This window comes from Adlercreutzia sp. ZJ141, from assembly GCF_011038965.1.
Classification (GTDB): Bacteria; Actinomycetota; Coriobacteriia; order Coriobacteriales; family Eggerthellaceae; genus ZJ141.
Map to the genome: position 1 here is coordinate 33,601 of NZ_JAAKEB010000015.1, position 17,186 is coordinate 50,786.

Below are 17,186 nucleotides of genomic sequence, written 5' to 3' on the forward strand. Positions count from 1 at the left end.
CGTGCGGCGTGACGCGCCCGCTACCAGCGCACCGCGGAACCAAGCGTGGGTGCGGGCACGGCAGCAATCACTTCGTCAAGCACGTCGGAGGCGCTCACGCCATCGATGCGCGCTTGCGGGCGCATGGTCATACGGTGTGCGCACACATCTTTGAATACGGAAAGCACGTCTTCAGGCGTTACATAGTCGCGGTCAGATAGCACAGCCGAAGCGCGCGCCATACGCACAAGCGTTAGCACACCGCGCGGGCTTACACCTAGCTGCACCAGCGGCATGGTGCGCGTTGTTTCGCACAGGCGCACCATGTAGTCCATAATCTCGCGCGACACACGAATCGTGGTCAGATAGTGCTGAATCATGAATAGGTCGTCGCGCGTTGCCACCTCGTGCACGTCATCGAGCGGAGTTGTTTGCAGCTGGTCTTCGATCATGCGAATTTGCATGTCGTGACTCGGATACCCAATGGAAAGCTGAATCATGAAACGGTCGAGCTGCGAGTCGGGTAGCGGCTGCGTACCTGCCGATCCCATGGGGTTTTGCGTAGCGATGACGATGAAAGGCTTGGGGATGTGATGCGTAACACCATCCACGGTAACGCACTGTTCCTCCATGACCTCGAGCAACGCCGCCTGCGTCTTTGCCGAAGTACGGTTGATCTCGTCTGCGAGCAGCATGTTGCAACCGACCGCGCCCATTTTGAACTCGAATGCGCCGGTTTGTTTGTTGTACATGCTGAAGCCCGTAATGTCAGACGGCATGGTGTCGGGCGTGAATTGCACACGACGGAAATCGAGCCCCAACGCGCGTGAGAACGCCAGCGCCAATGTGGTCTTACCCACACCCGGCGTGTCCTCGAGCAACACGTGTCCGCCTGCGTAAATGGCCATGAGCACCTTGCGGATCACGTCATCTTTGCCCACAATGGCCTTGTTCACCTCGCGGATAATCTGCTCGCTCTTCTTGATGATCATGCGGTTTCCCCCTCGGAGCTTGTTGTGCCACCCGAACCGTTCGCAGCGTTGATGTCGTTGATGGCGGCAGCTGCAACAGCAGCACGGGTTGCGTTGGTGGCAGCTGCGGCAGTGTCAGTGTTAGTGGCGGTAGCAGCGGCAGCACCAGAGCCAGCGTCAGCACCGGCATTGACAGCCCCGGCTTCGGAAGCACCCCCGCCATCCCCGGCAGCAGTACCCCCAGTGGCGTCAGTCGCAGTGTCGGTACCACCAGCACCAGCAGTGGCGTCCGCCACACCATTTCCCGCTGCAACATCATCACCACCAGCATCGGCAGCATCATTGGAGTCATTATCGGCACCCTGATCACCAGTTTGCGCGGCATCTGTGGTGTCCGCAGTGCCTTCCGAAGCGGCAGCGGTTTCTGCTGCGTCTGTTGTGTCAGTAACGCTCGCGGATTTGTCTTGTCCAAGCTGTTCGAGCACGAAGCCGTCACGCATGTTCGCGAAGGCACCTTCCCCCATTTCGGGATTCGACTGAAGCTTCACTTTCGACAACCCAATACAGCCGTCAAACGCATGCGAACCGATGAAGTTCAGCGTGGATGAAAGAGTCAGCGTGTCAACACGCTTGCTACCAGAACCTGCCTGCGTATGAGTAATAGCGCCCTTAAACGCATTCGCTCCAATGTATTCCAGGTTCTTATACTTTTCTAGCGACCATGAGCTGGTTAATTCAAGCGATATGCAGCCCTCAAACGCGCTTTCGCCGATAGTCTTTAAATCTGCGAGCGCCGCTTTGGTACCACCCGTGCGCAGCAACTTCGGACAACCTTTAAAACAGTCTTTGGGAATTTCCGCAAGCCCACCATAGATGCTCGTCGTCTGCAGGTTATCGCAATATGCGAAGCACCCCTCACCGAGCGATTCCACCTTCTCAGGAACATATCCGTTTTCGAGTGAATCGCAATCGGCGAATGCCTCTTTGCCTATCGTTTTCAGAGCTTTGTAGCTATTGCTAATGGGAAATGTTTTCAACCCCGAACCTTTAAAAGCGCAATCGCCTATAGCCGAAAGCGCCGCAATATAGGATGATACTGTTCCAGTTTCTACAAGACTCGTACATGATTGGAACGCACTCTCTCCTATCGATCCAACAGCAGCGGAAAAGCCCACATAACTCAATGCTGTGCAGTTCTCGAACGCATGTGGACCAACACACTCAATGCGGTCGTTTTGCGATCCGCCAATTCGCACCGTCTCAAGATTGGAGCAATTAGCGAATACGCTATCACCCCACGAGTCGATAGAACCGTTAAGTTGAACTTCCTTCAAGCCAGAACAGCCCTCAAACGCTCGGTCGCCCAACGAGATAGATGCACCAAACTCGTATTGAACCTTCTCGATCTTGTCGCATCCTTCAAACGCTCCGGGCGCAATGGCTGCCACACTGTCTGCGAGCATCACCGTGCCGGACACACTCGGCTCGGCATCGGTAATAATCCAACCATCTTCGCTCGCCTGGTACGTGACTCCGCGCAATACCTCCACGTTGTCGTTGCGAACCTCCAGTATGGAAAGTGTATAGTCCTCTCCATACTCGGGGTCGAGCACAGCGCTATATGCTTCCAGATAACCTGCATAGGCCTGCTCATTCGGTACCCAAATGCGTAGATACTCAGACGGCTTAGAACCAAACACCGACGTGCCAAGACTCGTGGGATTCTCGGCAGCAAACTCGATAATGGACAATAAAGGACAGTCTGAAAAACACCGGTCGGAAACTTCAGTCAGCGAGATAGGCATCGTAATACGCAAAAGACCCGAACAGCCCTCGAAGGCTTGATCGCCCAGATACGACAAGTTTGGATAGTCCGAAAGGTCAAGACGCTCAAGCGCGACGCATCGAGAGAACGCGCAGGCTCCTATCACTTTCAGCGCCTTTTTTTGGCTGTCACTCACATCGAGATGAGCCAAGCTCACACACCCGTAGAAGCTATAGCGTCCGATAGTCTCAAGCGCGCCCTGAGCGTGTAACGTATCGAGCGCCATGCAGTCGCGGAATGCCTCTTCACCAAGTTCGGTGAGCGACGCAGGCAGCACAACTTCTTTCAATGAAGGACACCCCATGAACGCCTGAACACCCACGTGTTCGAGCGCGGGTAAGTCGAGCTTGCGGTACGTGTCGTAGCCGAACGATAGGCAGTAGGCGAATGCTCGGTCGCCTACCCAAGTAAGTTCGTCAAGGTTGAAAGAGTCTTCGTAGACGGCCTTACCATCAGACGAGAACCGTTTTATCGCACCTTTGAGAGTCATTAGGCTCTCACAATGATAGAAACATTCATCACCCACAGACGTCACGTTCGGCGCATCAATATAAGCCAACGCCGTACAGTACGAAAATGTGCGGGCATCGAGCGCAGCCAGACCATGCGCCACGAACGACGTCAGCGACGAGCAGTTGGCAAACGCCCCTTGTCCCACCTGCGAAACGCAGTCGGGAAGTATGACTTCTTTCAGCGCCGTGCACCCGACAAAGGCCTCCTTGCCGATAGAAGTAAGGGAGGTAAGCTCCGAATAGTTAACATTATCCATCCTAGGACAATCTGCAAAACAACGGTTGCCAATGGAGATAAGCGTCTCGGGCGTATCGAATCCAATGGAATCGAAAGTAGGGCTTCCCTTGAACGCCTCATCACCCAAATGCGTCGTATTCGCACGAACGATGAAAAAAGTCGTATCGGTCGGCACGTTCACCAGCGTAAACGAACCGTCAGCATCTGCACGGTAGACAGCGCCTGTATCGGGCTCATAGTCGTAGCCAACACCATTACCCGGCTGAAGAAGCTGCGCGTTACCTACATGAGGAAATACAGGCAACTTACCGCTAACCAACACCGATTCAAGCTTCACACAGTCTTTAAATGCATCGACATCTACCGAAACAACCGACGCAGGAATGTGTACGATCTCAAGCGACGCACAGTTCGAGAATGAGCCGCTGGCAATTTGAGTCGTGCGCGCGTCGGGCTCGAAGAAAGTCTGCCCCTCATCAAACACATCAACCAGGCACAGCTTCGTGCCCGCTTCGTCGAGCACAAGATACTTCGCGTTATTAAGGTAAAGGTACGTCTCGTCGGCAGGTTCAATCAGCCTGTGCGCCACCTCATCGCCAAGCGCATTGCCCCACTCGCGCAAATACTGAGCATACAACTCACGGGGAACAGCAACTGTCATGTCGGGAATATTGGAACCTGACCCGTCACCTGCGTTCGCGCCAAACGCCGCCGCATCGATGGACACCACGCTCTCGCCCGAAAGCGTCATGTGTACACCGTCGCTTAGTCCCACGAGGCTGTTTGCGCGCAGCTCCTTCACGGTGGCGGGAACTACCACGTCGCGTATGTCGGGCGTTGCCGCGAATGCACCCGCGCCGATGGCAGTTATGCCATCGGGCACCCAATAAGCTTCCGGTGCCGCTGCAGGCACGCCCGCAAGCACATCAGGTTCTGTGTTGGTAACTACCACGCCGCGCTCTGTATCGTATACATACGTGCCTGGAGCAACGCCCTCATTACTAGAGCCACTACCGTCTGTATTACCGAGCACGCCAACCTTCATCGCGCTTTCACCGCCCAGCGCTGCTATCCACTGTTTGCATGCCGTATCGAATTCGGTGTCGGGCACGAAGAGCTCGCCTGTAAAGCCCGATTTTGCTATACCTGCAACGGGTGTCTCGCTCGCAAATACCAATTTGCCGATAGTGGCACCCGCTAGACAACCCGCCTCAAGCGTCTTTACGTGCGTGGGCACCTCCACACGTTCAAGCACACAGTTCTTAAACGCATCTTCGCCAACAGCTTCGGCCCACGGCGACCATGCATCGAAGTCCATAACTTTGATTGGCGCCGTATCATCCTCCTGGTAGCACGACGGCACGTACAACATGCGCAAACCGTTAGCGCTATACAGCACGTTCTTATACGAGCTGAATGTCTGGCTATTGTTGTCGCCAACCTTAATGCTATTCAGACTCGGGAAGTTCTCAGTAATGCTAGGAAAATCGATATCGACCACGCTCTCGGGAAGAACAAGCTTTATCACCGTGTTGTTCTCGCACTCGAGCGCAACCTTAGTTACACCCACAGGAATTGGAACCTCGCTCCCGCTACCCGTATAAGCCGCAAGAACCTGATCACCCAAGAAGGGGTTTTCTTTATTTTGTCCTTCCTCGCGACGAATGCGGAAATCCTTTGGAACCTCTTGAACTATAGAGACAACGGTGCGCACGGTCGACTTTCCATCCACCTCACTCGGTATATAGATGAGCGGTTCAGCGGTCGGATCATTGTTGGCAGAATCAGTCGACTTAAAACCAGCAACCATTTCCTTCAAATAACCATCTGAGCCCTCACTAAACGCACTTTCAAGAAACTGTACACCCCGATAATTCTTGTCGGTGCTTTTCTTGTATTTCCGATACACATCTTGCCGCCCCAACACCGTGATCAAAAACCGCTGCGCATCAGAGAGATCGGTAAAAAAACCTCCAATGACATCATGCGAAACAGCTTCTTCTTGTATTTCTACTGCCGTGCTTTTATAGGGTTCTGACAGTAAGCCCGGGATCCTTGCTGAGTAATAGTCTTTTCCATCGTGCGTACCCATCGCAAAATTGAACCGTTTCCCCATAACATAGAAAGGTTCGGACACACTTTTTTCCTTGTAAGAAAACGTCACGTCGTGCTGCCCCGTAGTCCATGTTGGTGATAGAAATGCCGTATAGCCACCATCTCCGTAAGGAAGCTCGACTTCATGTTGGGTTCCGTCAGGTTGACGGTAGATCGCCCAAACCCTGACGTTATTTGGGTTATAACTCTCACCCTCGGCGAACGACCAGTGCTCAGGAACCTCCACCTTAAGATCCACCAACGTGCCATACTCTTCATCTACGTAATCGTCCTTGGCGGAGAGCTGACCCGCTTGATAGTCGGTTATCGGAGGAGCACTTGGGCCGCCAGGATTGCCGCCTTCACCCTCGCCTTCGCCACCGGCACCGCCGGGGTTGCTGGGGTTGTCAGCCCCACCGTTTCCGGCATTACCCTGACCACCCTGAGCTCCGGCACCGTCACCCTCCACAACAGTGGTTTCGCTTCCTACTCGCGTGCTGCTGTCGGTTTGCACTGTACTGCCCGCGAGCGAGGCGGACGAGTCGTCTGTCGCATCTTCGTCGGAAGCAAGCATATCGCTTGTCGAATCATTCGCGCCTTCTGGATCGTCTTCGTCATCGTGAATTCGATTGTCGGACTCGTCAACTTCGCCGACTTGATACGACACCGAGCCAAAGACGCGATCGTCTTTGTAGACGTTCTTCGCCCATGCCATTTCGTCAAAAAAGCCCAGGCTGAGCGTTCCCGACAACAGCACGTAACCCAGCATGCCCACAAGCGCCAACCCTGCCGTAGCTCCGGCAAATTGGGTGGCGTGTTTCGAAATGTAATCAAAAACCGTCTTAAACATGCGAGTACCCCCTTTGCATGCTCACGGCAAGCTCTGCATTAATAAGGTGTTCAAGTTGCTCGAATTCAACCGGCTTCGATATGTGGCCATCCATGCCCACTTCACGCGAATGCCGCTTGTCTTCCGTGTAAGCATCGGCCGACAACGCAAAAATGGGCGTGGTCTGCGCATCGGGGCGCTCAAGTGCGCGGATATGCTGCGCGGCTTCCCAGCCATTGCGATTGGGCATTTGTACGTCCATCAGCACAACGTCGAAGTGGTTCAGCTCGCTGTGTTCGAACATTTCGCACACGATCACGCCGTCGCTCGCGTGCTCCACGTGCGCGCCCAGCTCTTCTAACATGTCGATAGCAATGCTGGCGTTGAGCATGTTGTCTTCAGCAAGCAAAATGGTGCTGCCTGCCAGCTTGAACTGGCCATCATCAACAACGGGCACACCGCCCAGCGATGAGCCGCCCGCTTCCAGATATTCTTCCACCTCTTCATCGGAAGCAATGGGCAAACCCAAATGTATTTCGAAGGTTGTACCCACGCCCACCTCGGACTCTACAGAAATTTGTCCGCCCATCAGGCGCGTCAGCTGATCGGAAATAGCCATGCCCAACCCCGTGCCACCAAAGCGTCGCGAAATGGAGCGGTCTTCTTGCGAGAAGGGATTGAAAAGGTCGGCCAGAAACTCCGGCGACATGCCTTTGCCTGTGTCGGATTCCACAATTACCACGTGAAGGACGCCGTCTATCTGCTGCATCAACCGCAACGACAGCGAAATGGTGCCCCCGGGGTTCGTGAATTTGTGCGAGTTCGAAATAAGATTGGTGACAACCTGCGTAAGTCGCAGCTCGTCTCCCAAAACATACGGCGTGGGAAGATTATCTACGCTTGTTTCGAAGGTGATACCCTTTGAGGCTATCATTTCGCCGAACAGGTTCTGCTCGGACCGAATGATATTAGTTATGTCGAAGCAACGCTGCTCTACCTCGAGCTTGCCGTTGTCGATCTTGGAAATATCAAGCACGTCGTTGATTACCGACAACAAGTACTTCAGCAGTTCATCGGCCTGGGAAAGGTAGCCCTGCATCCGCTCGGTGTCGTCGATGTGCAGCTTGGCAAGAGACAACGTTCCCATGATGCCGTTCATAGGCGTGCGGATTTCGTGGCTCATGTTGGACAAGAACATGAGTTTGGCCCGCTCGCCCAGCTCGGCGCGCTCGCATTGCTCAATCAAATCGCGCTGAACGTTGTGTTGCGCGGTGATGTCGCGCACCGACAACAGCACCTTATTATCGCCGCATGGAGCGATGCGCAACGTTGCCCAGCGCGTATCATCAGGGTTTTCGGAAACGACATGCTCCGGCGCTTTGTTGGCGAAGGCGAATTCCATTTCGAAGGGCTCGCGCTTATCCCATTCGGCAAGGCCCTCGCGAAGATCAAGCAACGAGTCGTGCGCAATAACACGGCCGAGCGCCTGCACGTCGGCTTCTAGCTCGCGAGAGGACACACCCAGAATGCGATCGACGCCAGCCACATGACACACGCGATGAGCTGCGGTATCGTACAGAATGAGCGCTTGGTCGGCCGCGCGGTCAACAGCCATGTCGAACGCGCCACCATGGGCAATAACACGCTTGGTCACGCCCGAACGGCGAATGAGAGCAAGCACAGCGAAAAGCAGCACCGCAGACAGCACGAGCGCCACAACGCCACACACAAAGAGCGCGTTGTTCTGAAGCGCCTCGAGCATCGTGTCCCCCTCTTCACCGAATATGTTAACTACCAGTAATTCGCGCGATTAATCTGCAAATACGAGACAAATAAGCCCTCTCACTTGCGATTGATTGCACACGTATTTACATTATCGCAAATGACCCCGCCCTTTGAAAGCATTCCACAAGGTAAGCGCAAGCAGAAACGTCTGAGAAACGGGCACCCTGGAGGGGGCACAAGCATGATTTCTAAGAGTTGATATCTATGATATCATCCAAGATAGCAGAAGCAGAAGAAAGGAACCCCTTATGAGCGACCTTCTTATTCGAGACATCGATCCCACGCTCAAATCGGCGCTGCGGGATCGTGCAGCTCGCCATGGCCTTTCTCAACAGAAAGAGGCCCGAGCGATTCTCGAATCAGTTCTGCGCACCGAACATGACAGTTGGGTGTCTCGTCTCCGCAATGCCGGACGCTCCGTTGAAGGCATTGAACTCGAAGTACCAACGCGTCATGCAGCTCGCGATGTGAACAGAGGGGACTGGCTGTGAAGTTCATAGCAGACACAAACGTTGTCTCGGAGCTCATGAAAGCGGAGCCTTCCGATGCGGTTATCGACTGGTTCCAAGACCACGAGGGGCTGATTTACCTCACGTCCATAACGGTAGAGGAGCTTTACTATGGAATATTGCGCCTTCCCGATGGAAGGCGCAAAGAACGTTTGAAGTCGGCTATCACGGGCATCGTTATGGACTGCTCAAGCAAGACACTGCCGTTCGATGCGTACAGTGCCTATCTTTGCGCTCAACTGCACGAGCGAGCCGTTTTGCAGGGCAGAACACCAACGATCGAAGACCTTATGATCGCATCCATCACCCAACGCAACGAAGCTATTCTGGCAACTCGAAACGTGAAAGACTTCGCCTATCTTGGCATCGACTACGTAAACCCTTTCGAATATCGCACGTAGCGCCAACACCCGAACCTGTATTGTTGCAAAAGCTCAAGCTCGAGCATCGGCGCTATGCGAAGCTTCTCGAATTATTGTGCGTCTTTTGATTTCACGCAGCCTTACGCGGTCTTACACGACCTGAAGCGCGCAGTCTGGCGCAGTCTGGCGCACTCTGGCGCGGTCTTACGCAACCTTTTGTGCGCGCTTTTGGGCCTTGCGTTCCTCCATGGCATTCACGCATACGGCAGCCGAGCCGTCACCTGTGACGTTTACCGCCGTGCGCATCATGTCGAGAATACGATCGACGCCGGCAACCAGCGCAATACCCTCAACCGGCAGGCCAACCGACTGCAGCACCATGGCGAGCATGATCATGCCCGAACCCGGAACGCCCGCCGTGCCAATGGACGCCAGAACAGCGGTAAGCACAATGGTCACCTGTTGGCCAATCGTTAGGTCGATGCCGAACACCTGCGCAATGAAGATGGCACAAACTCCCTGGTAAATTGAAGTGCCGTCCATGTTGATGGTAGCGCCGAGTGGCAGCACGAAACTGGATATTTCCTTCTTCACACCCATGTTCTGCGAGCATTCGATGTTAATGGGCAGCGCGCCCACCGACGATGCCGACGCGAACGCAAACGTGAATGCCGGCAACTCACCTTTGAAGAACGTAAGCGGGTTCATACCAGCAATCACCTTCACCAACCCGGAATACACAACCACCACGTGCAGGATCATGGCCACATACGCAACGACGATCAACCTTAATAGGGGCAGCAAGATGTCGGGGCCGTTGCTGGCGATAACAGGCGCTATCAGGCCGAACACACCAAACGGCGCGAAGCAAATGATGCCGTGCATCACCTTGATGCACACCTCCGACATGGCATTCACCAGATCGGCAACAGGTTTCGCCTTCTGACCAGCTGCGATAATACCAAACCCGAAGAACAGCGCGATAACGATGATCTGCAGCATGGTGGCGTCAGCCATGGGCTGCACGAAGTTCGACGGGAAGATAGCAACCAGCGTGTCAATGAGCGTTGGCTGCTCGGCGGGCTCGTAGGCCAATTCCTCGGCGGGCAAGTTGTAGCCACCTCCAACGTTGAGTACGTTAGCTATAATCAAGCCAATAGTGATGGCGCACGCCGTGGTGAGCAGGTAGTACACGATGGTTTTGCCGCCGATGGCGCCAATTTGCTTGATGTCTCGCAGCGAGATAACACCCGCCATCATGGAGAAAATAACAAGCGGAACCACAATCATCTTGATCAAGTTCAAGAATATCGTGCCCACCGGCTTAATGTATGTTTCGGCGATTTCAGGCGCGCCTTGCAACAGCAAGCCAACAACCACGCCCAACCCCAACGCAATGAAAATCCACGTGGTCAGCGAAATGCGCTTGTACCACGGCTTCTTCGCATTTTCCTGGGCTATTTCTTGCGCGACTTCTTTGATGTCGCTTTCCGCCTCTTCAACTAACTCTTTCAATTCCGACATACCAACCCCTTACACGTCAGGCTCGACGAGCCATCGGTACGCGAAACCCCGCAAGCTTCCCTCTTCGCGTTTTCTCATACCGAGTGCATTTTAGCTGATTATTGGCAGAATGGAATGTTTTTCTCGACGTGTCATCTTGTATCAGGTATACTAGCAAACCGCGTTTGGCGCTACAGCATCGTTTTCGTGCCCGAGTGGCGGAATGGCAGACGCGGCGGTCTCAAAAACCGTTGTCGAAAGACGTGCGAGTTCGACTCTCGCCTCGGGCACCAGTTTTCTTTCCATCATTTTCTTCACATACGCAAACGACGCTGCGTCACACGCAGGGTGCGTTTTGCTATGTAACACTGCCAAACGGAAAGGAAGCGAGCACGCATGAGTTACCGCATTCAGAACCTCTTCGACAACGACGACGTGGAAATTGTCGAGCAGCTGGGAGCCTTTTCGGTTCTTCAGTGGAAGCGCGACTTGTCGGTTAACCGCGAAAGTGCCCTGAGCGAGTATTTCGCCGCGAAGATGAACGTACATCGCCGTCAGGTTGTTGTCAACATGGCTGAGCTGGCGAAACACCAGCTTGGTTGCACCGTGCAAGCGGGAGCTATGCAGTGGATGGCCGGCGACGTGCGATCCGAAACGGGTATCAAGGGCGCGGGTGATTTCTTCGGCAAGATGGTCGGTGGCGCAGTTTCTGGGGAAGGCGCCATCAAGCCCTTGTACACGGGCACGGGTACACTGATGCTCGAGCCTACGTACAAGTACCTGCTGCTGCTCGACATCAACGACTGGAATGGGTCGCTCGTGCTCGACGACGGTTTGTTCCTGGCTTCGTACAGCTCGCTTAAGCATCGGATCGTTCGCCGTTCGAACCTCAGCTCTGCCGTTGGCGGCGGCGAAGGGCTGTTCAACCTGTCGCTGTCTGGACAGTACGGCGTGGTTGCCATCGAAAGCCCCGTTCCCCGCGAGGAACTCATTGAGATTCACCTGGACAACGACCAGATCAAGATTGACGGTAACATGGCGCTCGCATGGTCGTCGAGCCTGGAATTTACCGTGGAACGTTCGGGAAAGTCGCTTGTGGGAAGCGCGGCGAGCGGCGAAGGCCTGGTGAACGTGTACCGCGGCACCGGCAAGATTATCATGGCGCCCACACAGCTGTAGGTCAGCTTAGGTGCCGAATTGCGAGGGGGCGAACCGCAATGGCTCGCCCCCCTTGTTCTGCATGGTGAAAGCACCTGAAGCGCACTCTAAGGCGCGCCAACGCGCGTGCGTGCACTGCGCTCTTACAGTGAGAAGTCCTTTTCGCCGTTAAACACGGCCAGCGCGTCTTCAACTTCGTAGTCGGCCAACGTGATAGCGCTGATGGCCTTGGTCAGGCGCACCGCCTCATCGAGCGAGCGCATGTGGATGTTGCGGCCCGTCGCGTTACCGCACGCACCGCCGATGTGAATCTGGTCATGCAGCTGCGACAGGAAGTCTTTCGCGTCGGCCTTCGAGCCGCCCGCGCACACCAAGCCACAACGGCCGGCAGCCTTGGAAGCAATAGCCAGGCCCTCGGCACTGGTCTGTCCGTCGATTTCATGCGGCGGATTCACCTTCACGAAGTCGGCACCTAGGCACAGCGCCACACCAGCAGCACCCGCAATCAGATCGGGAGCCTTCTCGTCGGTGACAGCCTTGCCGCGCGGGTAGATCCACAAAACCACCAGCAGGCCGTTGGCGTGGGCCTGAGCAATCAAGTCGCCCGCCTCGGCCAGCATGGTCGACTCGTACTCGGAGCCCAGATAGATGGTGTAACCCAAGCCGACGATGTTCACGCCCGCCTCGCGCATAGCCAGCACAGCACCTAAGTCGGTAAGCTGCGGCGAATAGGGGTCGTCCTGGCTGGTTTTCACCAAGTTGGTTTTGGAATTCATCTTCACCAGATAGTTGATTTCCGGATAATCGGCGGCATAGCGCGCGATAAGGCCACGCTGACCAGCCAACACACCACAAATGCCCTGGCTGCCGATCTCGAATAGGTGCTCGGGCTCGGCATCGGAGGGGTCAATGCCCTCACCGTAGAAGTCTTTGTTGAGGTGCTCGATCTTCTGATCGCACGCGAACAGCATCAGACGGCCCGTGCCGCGGGTTGCCTTCATGTAGTTTTCGATGTACTCTTCACGCGCTTCCGGCATAACGTCGGCCGGAACCCTCACCTGATCACGAGTGATAGTGGGCATGTGAATCCTCCTTATGGAATGCTTCTTCTCTGCTACGCAAGCACGCCGCGCAGTAATACGCATCGCATGAAAAAACAACCGGCTGCCAAAACCGGCCTCGCATCGCGCATTTCCGCACGCACCGCCTCGCGCACGCTTGGAATATATTTTACCGAAAACAGAGCGCCACCTGCAGCGAAAGCGCCTTAATTTCAGGAAATCCTGCCAGATGCAAGTGGCAGACGAAGCTCACGGACGTCGAAGTCCTGCGAACTCTTGAATATCGATCGAAGCTGATTGCAGGGAATCGGGATAAGCGGTTGTTTCTCTTCTCGAAAAGCGGGTTCACCGAGTGAATGTCGCGACCCGCGAAGATGGTCGACTAAGCCGCTTTGGTTAGACTTGCCAGAATGGTGGCGAGCTCTTCAGGTGTGTCGAAGGTGCGCGGATCGTCATCGTCGCCCACCACGACAACCTCGCCCTTCCACGTGGTTGGATACACCTGCGGGATATCGGCCACGATAGCGGTGGTTGCGGCGGTTTCAGCCACGGCAGTGTCGGCTGCAGCCACGGAAACATTGGCCACAGGCTGAGCGGCTTCACTGGCAACAGCGACACTAGCGTCAGTAGCAGGCTGGATTGCCGCCGTTAAATCGGCGGCAACCTCGGCGGCCTCATCAGCCGCCGAGGCGCCGTTAGCTTCATCGTCCTTCTTCTCGGCTTCAAACTTATCGGTGCGGATGAAGTAGCGCGGCTGGAAATCGTCGGGTTCGGGAAAGTCCTCGCGTGTGAAGTTATACTTCAGGTCATCGAGCACAGCCGCCACGCTGTCTTGCACGGGGAAAGCAGCATCCAGTAGCAGCAAACCTTTTTCGCTGTTGAACGCAGAGCGGTCCCCCACGTACACGGTACGAATGCGGCGGCGGCGCACCTGCTCGAGCCGCACGATGACAACGATACTCAGCGCAATGACAACCCACCAGATAATTGACAGCACCAAATCGAACGGGTTATCTACACGGTTAAAACCCAGGTAGTACCACAGCCATAGCAGAAACGCTGACAGCAGAACCAGTAGGGCAAATACAACAACGTTGCTCTTTTTCATGGTTGCCCTTCCCTATTCGTTCGATCCAGCGGCTGCCATGGCGGGCACACCTTTGCGGAACAGAGGATCGGCTCCTCCACCCACGTGAGAAGACGTCTCGGGGGCGGGGTCGTCGCCCCCGGTGAGATTGTCTTCGTACTTCTTCAAGCGACGCGAGAACAGCGCCCGGCGAATAGCCACACACACCGAGAACAACGCCGTTACGATGATGCCCAGAATAATGTAGAAGTGCACCCAGCAGCTTACATGCTCGGCAGCTGCAAGCGGCGTAGCGGCATCTTCGATGCCCGACTGGGCGAGCGGCGTGGCGTCGTCACCAATAACGGTCTCGGCCACACCCTCAAGCGCGCCTACGATGGGGGTAATTACCGGAGCCAGCGGACCATCAGGCACCACACCCGGCGTAGGTGTGGGCGTAGGCGTCGGGTTAGGCGGTACCGTTGGTGTGGGAGGCGTCGGCGGCACCGGAGCGGCCGTAATGGTGAAGTCGCCGAGGATAACGGTAATGTCGTAGTTCGAGTTCGCCAAATACGTCGCCGTCAGAGCATCGGGGTAGATACCCACCGCTTCATCGTCGTTGCTACGGACGTAGTTGACAACACCCAAGTCGCCATCGGCCGCTAGGCCTTCGACCCTACCCGTGAAGACAGGGTCGTCTGCACCCTCAACCTTGCTGGCATTATTCACAGTAATGGTCACCGGTGCAGGCGCGATGCTGATAGTCGCAGAAACCGGAACCGTTTCAGCGAAGTTCGGGGCCTGAGCCTTCACGTACACCGTGTACTGACCGGCATCTGTGTAGCTCGGATTAGTCTCAGACCATGGGCCGTCTGCCGAAGTAGCGTACAGTAGTATGGAACCCTCTACCGCTGCGGTTGCCACAATCTGCGAGGGCTGCCCATCGTAAACCTTGTTCATGCCCTCAGCATTAACGTCGATGGTTACAGCGTTCGCATTAGAATCGGTGATAGTGAAATCTCCCGGCACCACCGTGTAGGTGTAGTTATTATTCAGATTCTCAACAACAGCTGTCAACGTGTCCTCATACGTGCCCACGTTAACATTGACGTCAGCATCAATACGAGAGTAAACCACACTGCCGAACGAATTCATATCCTTTGCTACAAGACCCTCGTCGTTGGTTACGTTACCCTGAGCGTCAACCTCAGCCGCACTGATGGATCCGTCGAACGCAGGATCAGCGTTGCCGAACATCTTGGACTTGTTGTTAACGGTGATAACAACTGGTCGAGGGTTGACCGTGATAGAACCGTTGACGTAGCTGATGTTGAGTTTGCTGGCAACATCCTCATTCGCCGCATTCTTGATCACAAGCGTGTCACAGGTAGCCACAACGGTACCATCTTCGACGTTAGTCGCTGCAGCACTCGAGGTTGCGGTTTCAAGCGTGTAGCCTGTGGGCAGCCCGGAGACGCTCACCGTCGCACCGTGAGCCTGGCCATCATAGGTGAACGTGCCACCGGTGGTGGTAACCGTGATCTCGTCGGTATTCTCGGTCACACTCAGCGTACCGATGGTATCACTGATGGTGTAGTTAGACGCCTTGGCAGAGCCATTCCACTCGATGCTGTAGGTGTTATCAGAGCTGCCAACATCGGTCTGGGTACCGGTGGTAGTAAAGGTTGCCGTCTCGTTGTTGACAAAGCCCTCGACCTTACCGGCAGCGGTTAGAGCTGTGCCGTCATAGGTCTTGTTGGCATCAGGCGTGGTCACGGTAAGCGTCGCAGGGTTAACCGTGATGGAGCCGTCGACCCTCTTGATGTTGAGCTCGGAGGTGACATCCTCACCTGCCGCGTTTTTGATGATAAGCGTGTCGCAGTTGGCCGCAACAGCTTCTGTTGTCACATCAGTTGCTGTGTCGTTCGAAGTCGCGGTGTCAAGTGTGTAGCCTGTAGGCAGCCCGGAGACCTCAACAGTTGCACCATGGGCCTGGCCATCATAGGTGTACTCGCCGCCGGTGGTGGTAACCACGATCTCGTCAGCGTTTTCGGTCACGGTCAGCGTGCCGATTGACTCATTGATGGTGTAGTTGGTCTGCTTAGCGGTGCCATCCCACACAAGGCTATAGGTGTTCTCAGATGAGCCAACTGCAGTTCGGGTGCCGGTGGTGGTAAAGGTTGCCGTCTCACCGTTAACAAAGCCAGTGATTGTGCCTTTAGCGGTTAAGGCCGTGCCGTCATAGACCTTACTCTCGCTGGGCGTGGTCACGGTAAGCGTCGCAGGGTTAACCGTGATAGAGCCATTAACCTTTTTGATATTGAGCTTGGCGGTAACGTCTTGACCTGCCGCATTCTTGATCACAAGCGTGTCACAGGTAGCCACAACGGTACCATCTTCGACGTTAGTCGCTGCAGCACTCGAGGTTGCGGTTTCAAGCGTGTAGCCTGTGGGCAGCCCGGAGACGCTCACCGTCGCACCGTGAGCCTGGCCATCATAGGTGAACGTGCCACCGGTGGTGGTAACCGTGATCTCGTCGGTATTCTCGGTCACACTCAGCGTACCGATGGTATCACTGATGGTGTAGTTAGACGCCTTGGCAGAGCCATTCCACTCGATGCTGTAGGTGTTATCAGAGCTGCCAACATCGGTCTGGGTACCGGTGGTAGTAAAGGTTGCCGTCTCGTTGTTGACAAAGCCCTCGACCTTACCGGCAGCGGTTAGAGCTGTGCCGTCATAGGTCTTGTTGGCATCAGGCGTGGTCACGGTAAGCGTCGCAGGGTTAACCGTGATGGAGCCGTCGACCCTCTTGATGTTGAGCTCGGAGGTGACATCCTCACCTGCCGCGTTTTTGATGATAAGCGTGTCGCAGTTGGCCGCAACAGCTTCTGTTGTCACATCAGTTGCTGTGTCGTTCGAAGTCGCGGTGTCAAGTGTGTAGCCTGTAGGCAGCCCGGAGACCTCAACAGTTGCACCATGGGCCTGGCCATCATAGGTGTACTCGCCGCCGGTGGTGGTAACCACGATCTCGTCAGCGTTTTCGGTCACGGTCAGCGTGCCGATTGACTCATTGATGGTGTAGTTGGTCTGCTTAGCGGTGCCATCCCACACAAGGCTATAGGTGTTCTCAGATGAGCCAACTGCAGTTCGGGTGCCGGTGGTGGTAAAGGTTGCCGTCTCACCGTTAACAAAGCCAGTGATTGTGCCTTTAGCGGTTAAGGCCGTGCCGTCATAGACCTTACTCTCGCTGGGCGTGGTCACGGTAAGCGTCGCAGGGTTAACCGTGATAGAGCC

10 protein-coding genes and 1 tRNA gene are annotated in these 17,186 nt (G+C 55.3%); 4 read left to right on the top strand and 7 right to left on the bottom strand.

Features of this window, described 5'->3' with window-relative positions; translation table 11 throughout:
- Window positions 1–20: 20 nt before the first annotated feature.
- The 3 genes from G7Y44_RS07945 to G7Y44_RS07955 are packed head-to-tail and all read right to left on the bottom strand — an operon-like array spanning window position 21 to window position 8,210.
- A complete protein-coding gene (locus G7Y44_RS07945; RefSeq protein ID WP_165248908.1) occupies window positions 21–971 on the bottom strand; it encodes an AAA family ATPase in 951 nt (316 codons plus the stop codon).
- Entirely contained in the window at window positions 968–6,469 is a 5,502-nt protein-coding gene (locus G7Y44_RS07950) for a leucine-rich repeat domain-containing protein (RefSeq protein WP_165248910.1), read from the bottom strand. Before G7Y44_RS07950 ends, G7Y44_RS07945 begins: the two co-directional genes overlap by 4 nt.
- The gene (locus G7Y44_RS07955; protein ID WP_165248912.1) at window positions 6,462–8,210 is read right to left on the bottom strand and encodes an ATP-binding protein; all 1,749 of its coding nucleotides are present in this window, start codon (window positions 8,208–8,210) and stop codon (window positions 6,462–6,464) included. The genes G7Y44_RS07950 and G7Y44_RS07955 overlap by 8 nt, the downstream gene beginning before the upstream one ends.
- Before the next feature lie 271 nt (window positions 8,211–8,481).
- Between G7Y44_RS07955 and G7Y44_RS07960 the strand changes: the two genes are divergently transcribed.
- Together G7Y44_RS07960 and G7Y44_RS07965 are read left to right on the top strand one after the other, a co-directional pair.
- Entirely contained in the window at window positions 8,482–8,724 is a 243-nt protein-coding gene (locus G7Y44_RS07960) for a FitA-like ribbon-helix-helix domain-containing protein (RefSeq protein ID WP_165248914.1), read from the top strand.
- Window positions 8,721–9,143: a type II toxin-antitoxin system VapC family toxin gene (locus tag G7Y44_RS07965; RefSeq protein ID WP_165248916.1), complete on the top strand. Its 423-nt coding sequence runs from the start codon at window positions 8,721–8,723 to the stop codon at window positions 9,141–9,143. The genes G7Y44_RS07960 and G7Y44_RS07965 overlap by 4 nt, the downstream gene beginning before the upstream one ends.
- 165 nt (window positions 9,144–9,308) lie before the next feature.
- Here G7Y44_RS07965 and G7Y44_RS07970 read toward each other — a convergent pair whose 3' ends face one another.
- Window positions 9,309–10,628, bottom strand: a complete 1,320-nt coding sequence (locus tag G7Y44_RS07970; protein ID WP_165248918.1) for a dicarboxylate/amino acid:cation symporter — start codon at window positions 10,626–10,628, stop codon at window positions 9,309–9,311.
- A 188-nt stretch (window positions 10,629–10,816) separates the two neighbouring features.
- Between G7Y44_RS07970 and G7Y44_RS07975 the strand changes: the two genes are divergently transcribed.
- Window positions 10,817–10,900 (top strand) — tRNA-Leu (locus G7Y44_RS07975).
- Between the two features lie 103 nt (window positions 10,901–11,003).
- Window positions 11,004–11,786 carry an AIM24 family protein gene (locus G7Y44_RS07980; RefSeq protein ID WP_165045445.1) on the top strand — a complete coding sequence of 261 codons (783 nt, stop codon included), beginning with the start codon at window positions 11,004–11,006 and terminating at the stop codon, window positions 11,784–11,786.
- A gap of 122 nt (window positions 11,787–11,908) precedes the next feature.
- On the opposite strand, the gene G7Y44_RS07985 is transcribed toward G7Y44_RS07980, so the two are convergent.
- The 3 genes from G7Y44_RS07985 to G7Y44_RS07995 all read right to left on the bottom strand — a co-directional run.
- Window positions 11,909–12,847, bottom strand: coding sequence for an aldolase (locus G7Y44_RS07985; RefSeq protein ID WP_165248920.1), 939 nt, complete (start codon window positions 12,845–12,847; stop codon window positions 11,909–11,911).
- Window positions 12,848–13,208: 361 nt separating this feature from the next.
- Window positions 13,209–13,934 (bottom strand): hypothetical protein, encoded by a 726-nt coding sequence (locus G7Y44_RS07990; protein WP_165248922.1) that lies wholly within the window; start codon window positions 13,932–13,934, stop codon window positions 13,209–13,211.
- Window positions 13,935–13,946: 12 nt separating this feature from the next.
- Window positions 13,947–17,186, bottom strand: a 3,240-nt coding sequence (locus tag G7Y44_RS07995) for an MBG domain-containing protein (protein ID WP_305793588.1), incomplete at its 5' end; no start/stop codon positions are given.

Coding starts and splice junctions, on each gene's coding strand:
- G7Y44_RS07945 (WP_165248908.1), bottom strand. CDS start 971: ATGATCATCAAGAAGAGCGAGCAGATTATCCGCGAGGTGAACAAGGCC.
- G7Y44_RS07985 (WP_165248920.1), bottom strand. CDS start 12,847: ATGCCCACTATCACTCGTGATCAGGTGAGGGTTCCGGCCGACGTTATG.
- G7Y44_RS07950 (WP_165248910.1), bottom strand. CDS start 6,469: ATGTTTAAGACGGTTTTTGATTACATTTCGAAACACGCCACCCAATTT.
- G7Y44_RS07970 (WP_165248918.1), bottom strand. CDS start 10,628: ATGTCGGAATTGAAAGAGTTAGTTGAAGAGGCGGAAAGCGACATCAAA.
- G7Y44_RS07955 (WP_165248912.1), bottom strand. CDS start 8,210: ATGCTCGAGGCGCTTCAGAACAACGCGCTCTTTGTGTGTGGCGTTGTG.
- G7Y44_RS07980 (WP_165045445.1), top strand. CDS start 11,004: ATGAGTTACCGCATTCAGAACCTCTTCGACAACGACGACGTGGAAATT.
- G7Y44_RS07960 (WP_165248914.1), top strand. CDS start 8,482: ATGAGCGACCTTCTTATTCGAGACATCGATCCCACGCTCAAATCGGCG.
- G7Y44_RS07990 (WP_165248922.1), bottom strand. CDS start 13,934: ATGAAAAAGAGCAACGTTGTTGTATTTGCCCTACTGGTTCTGCTGTCA.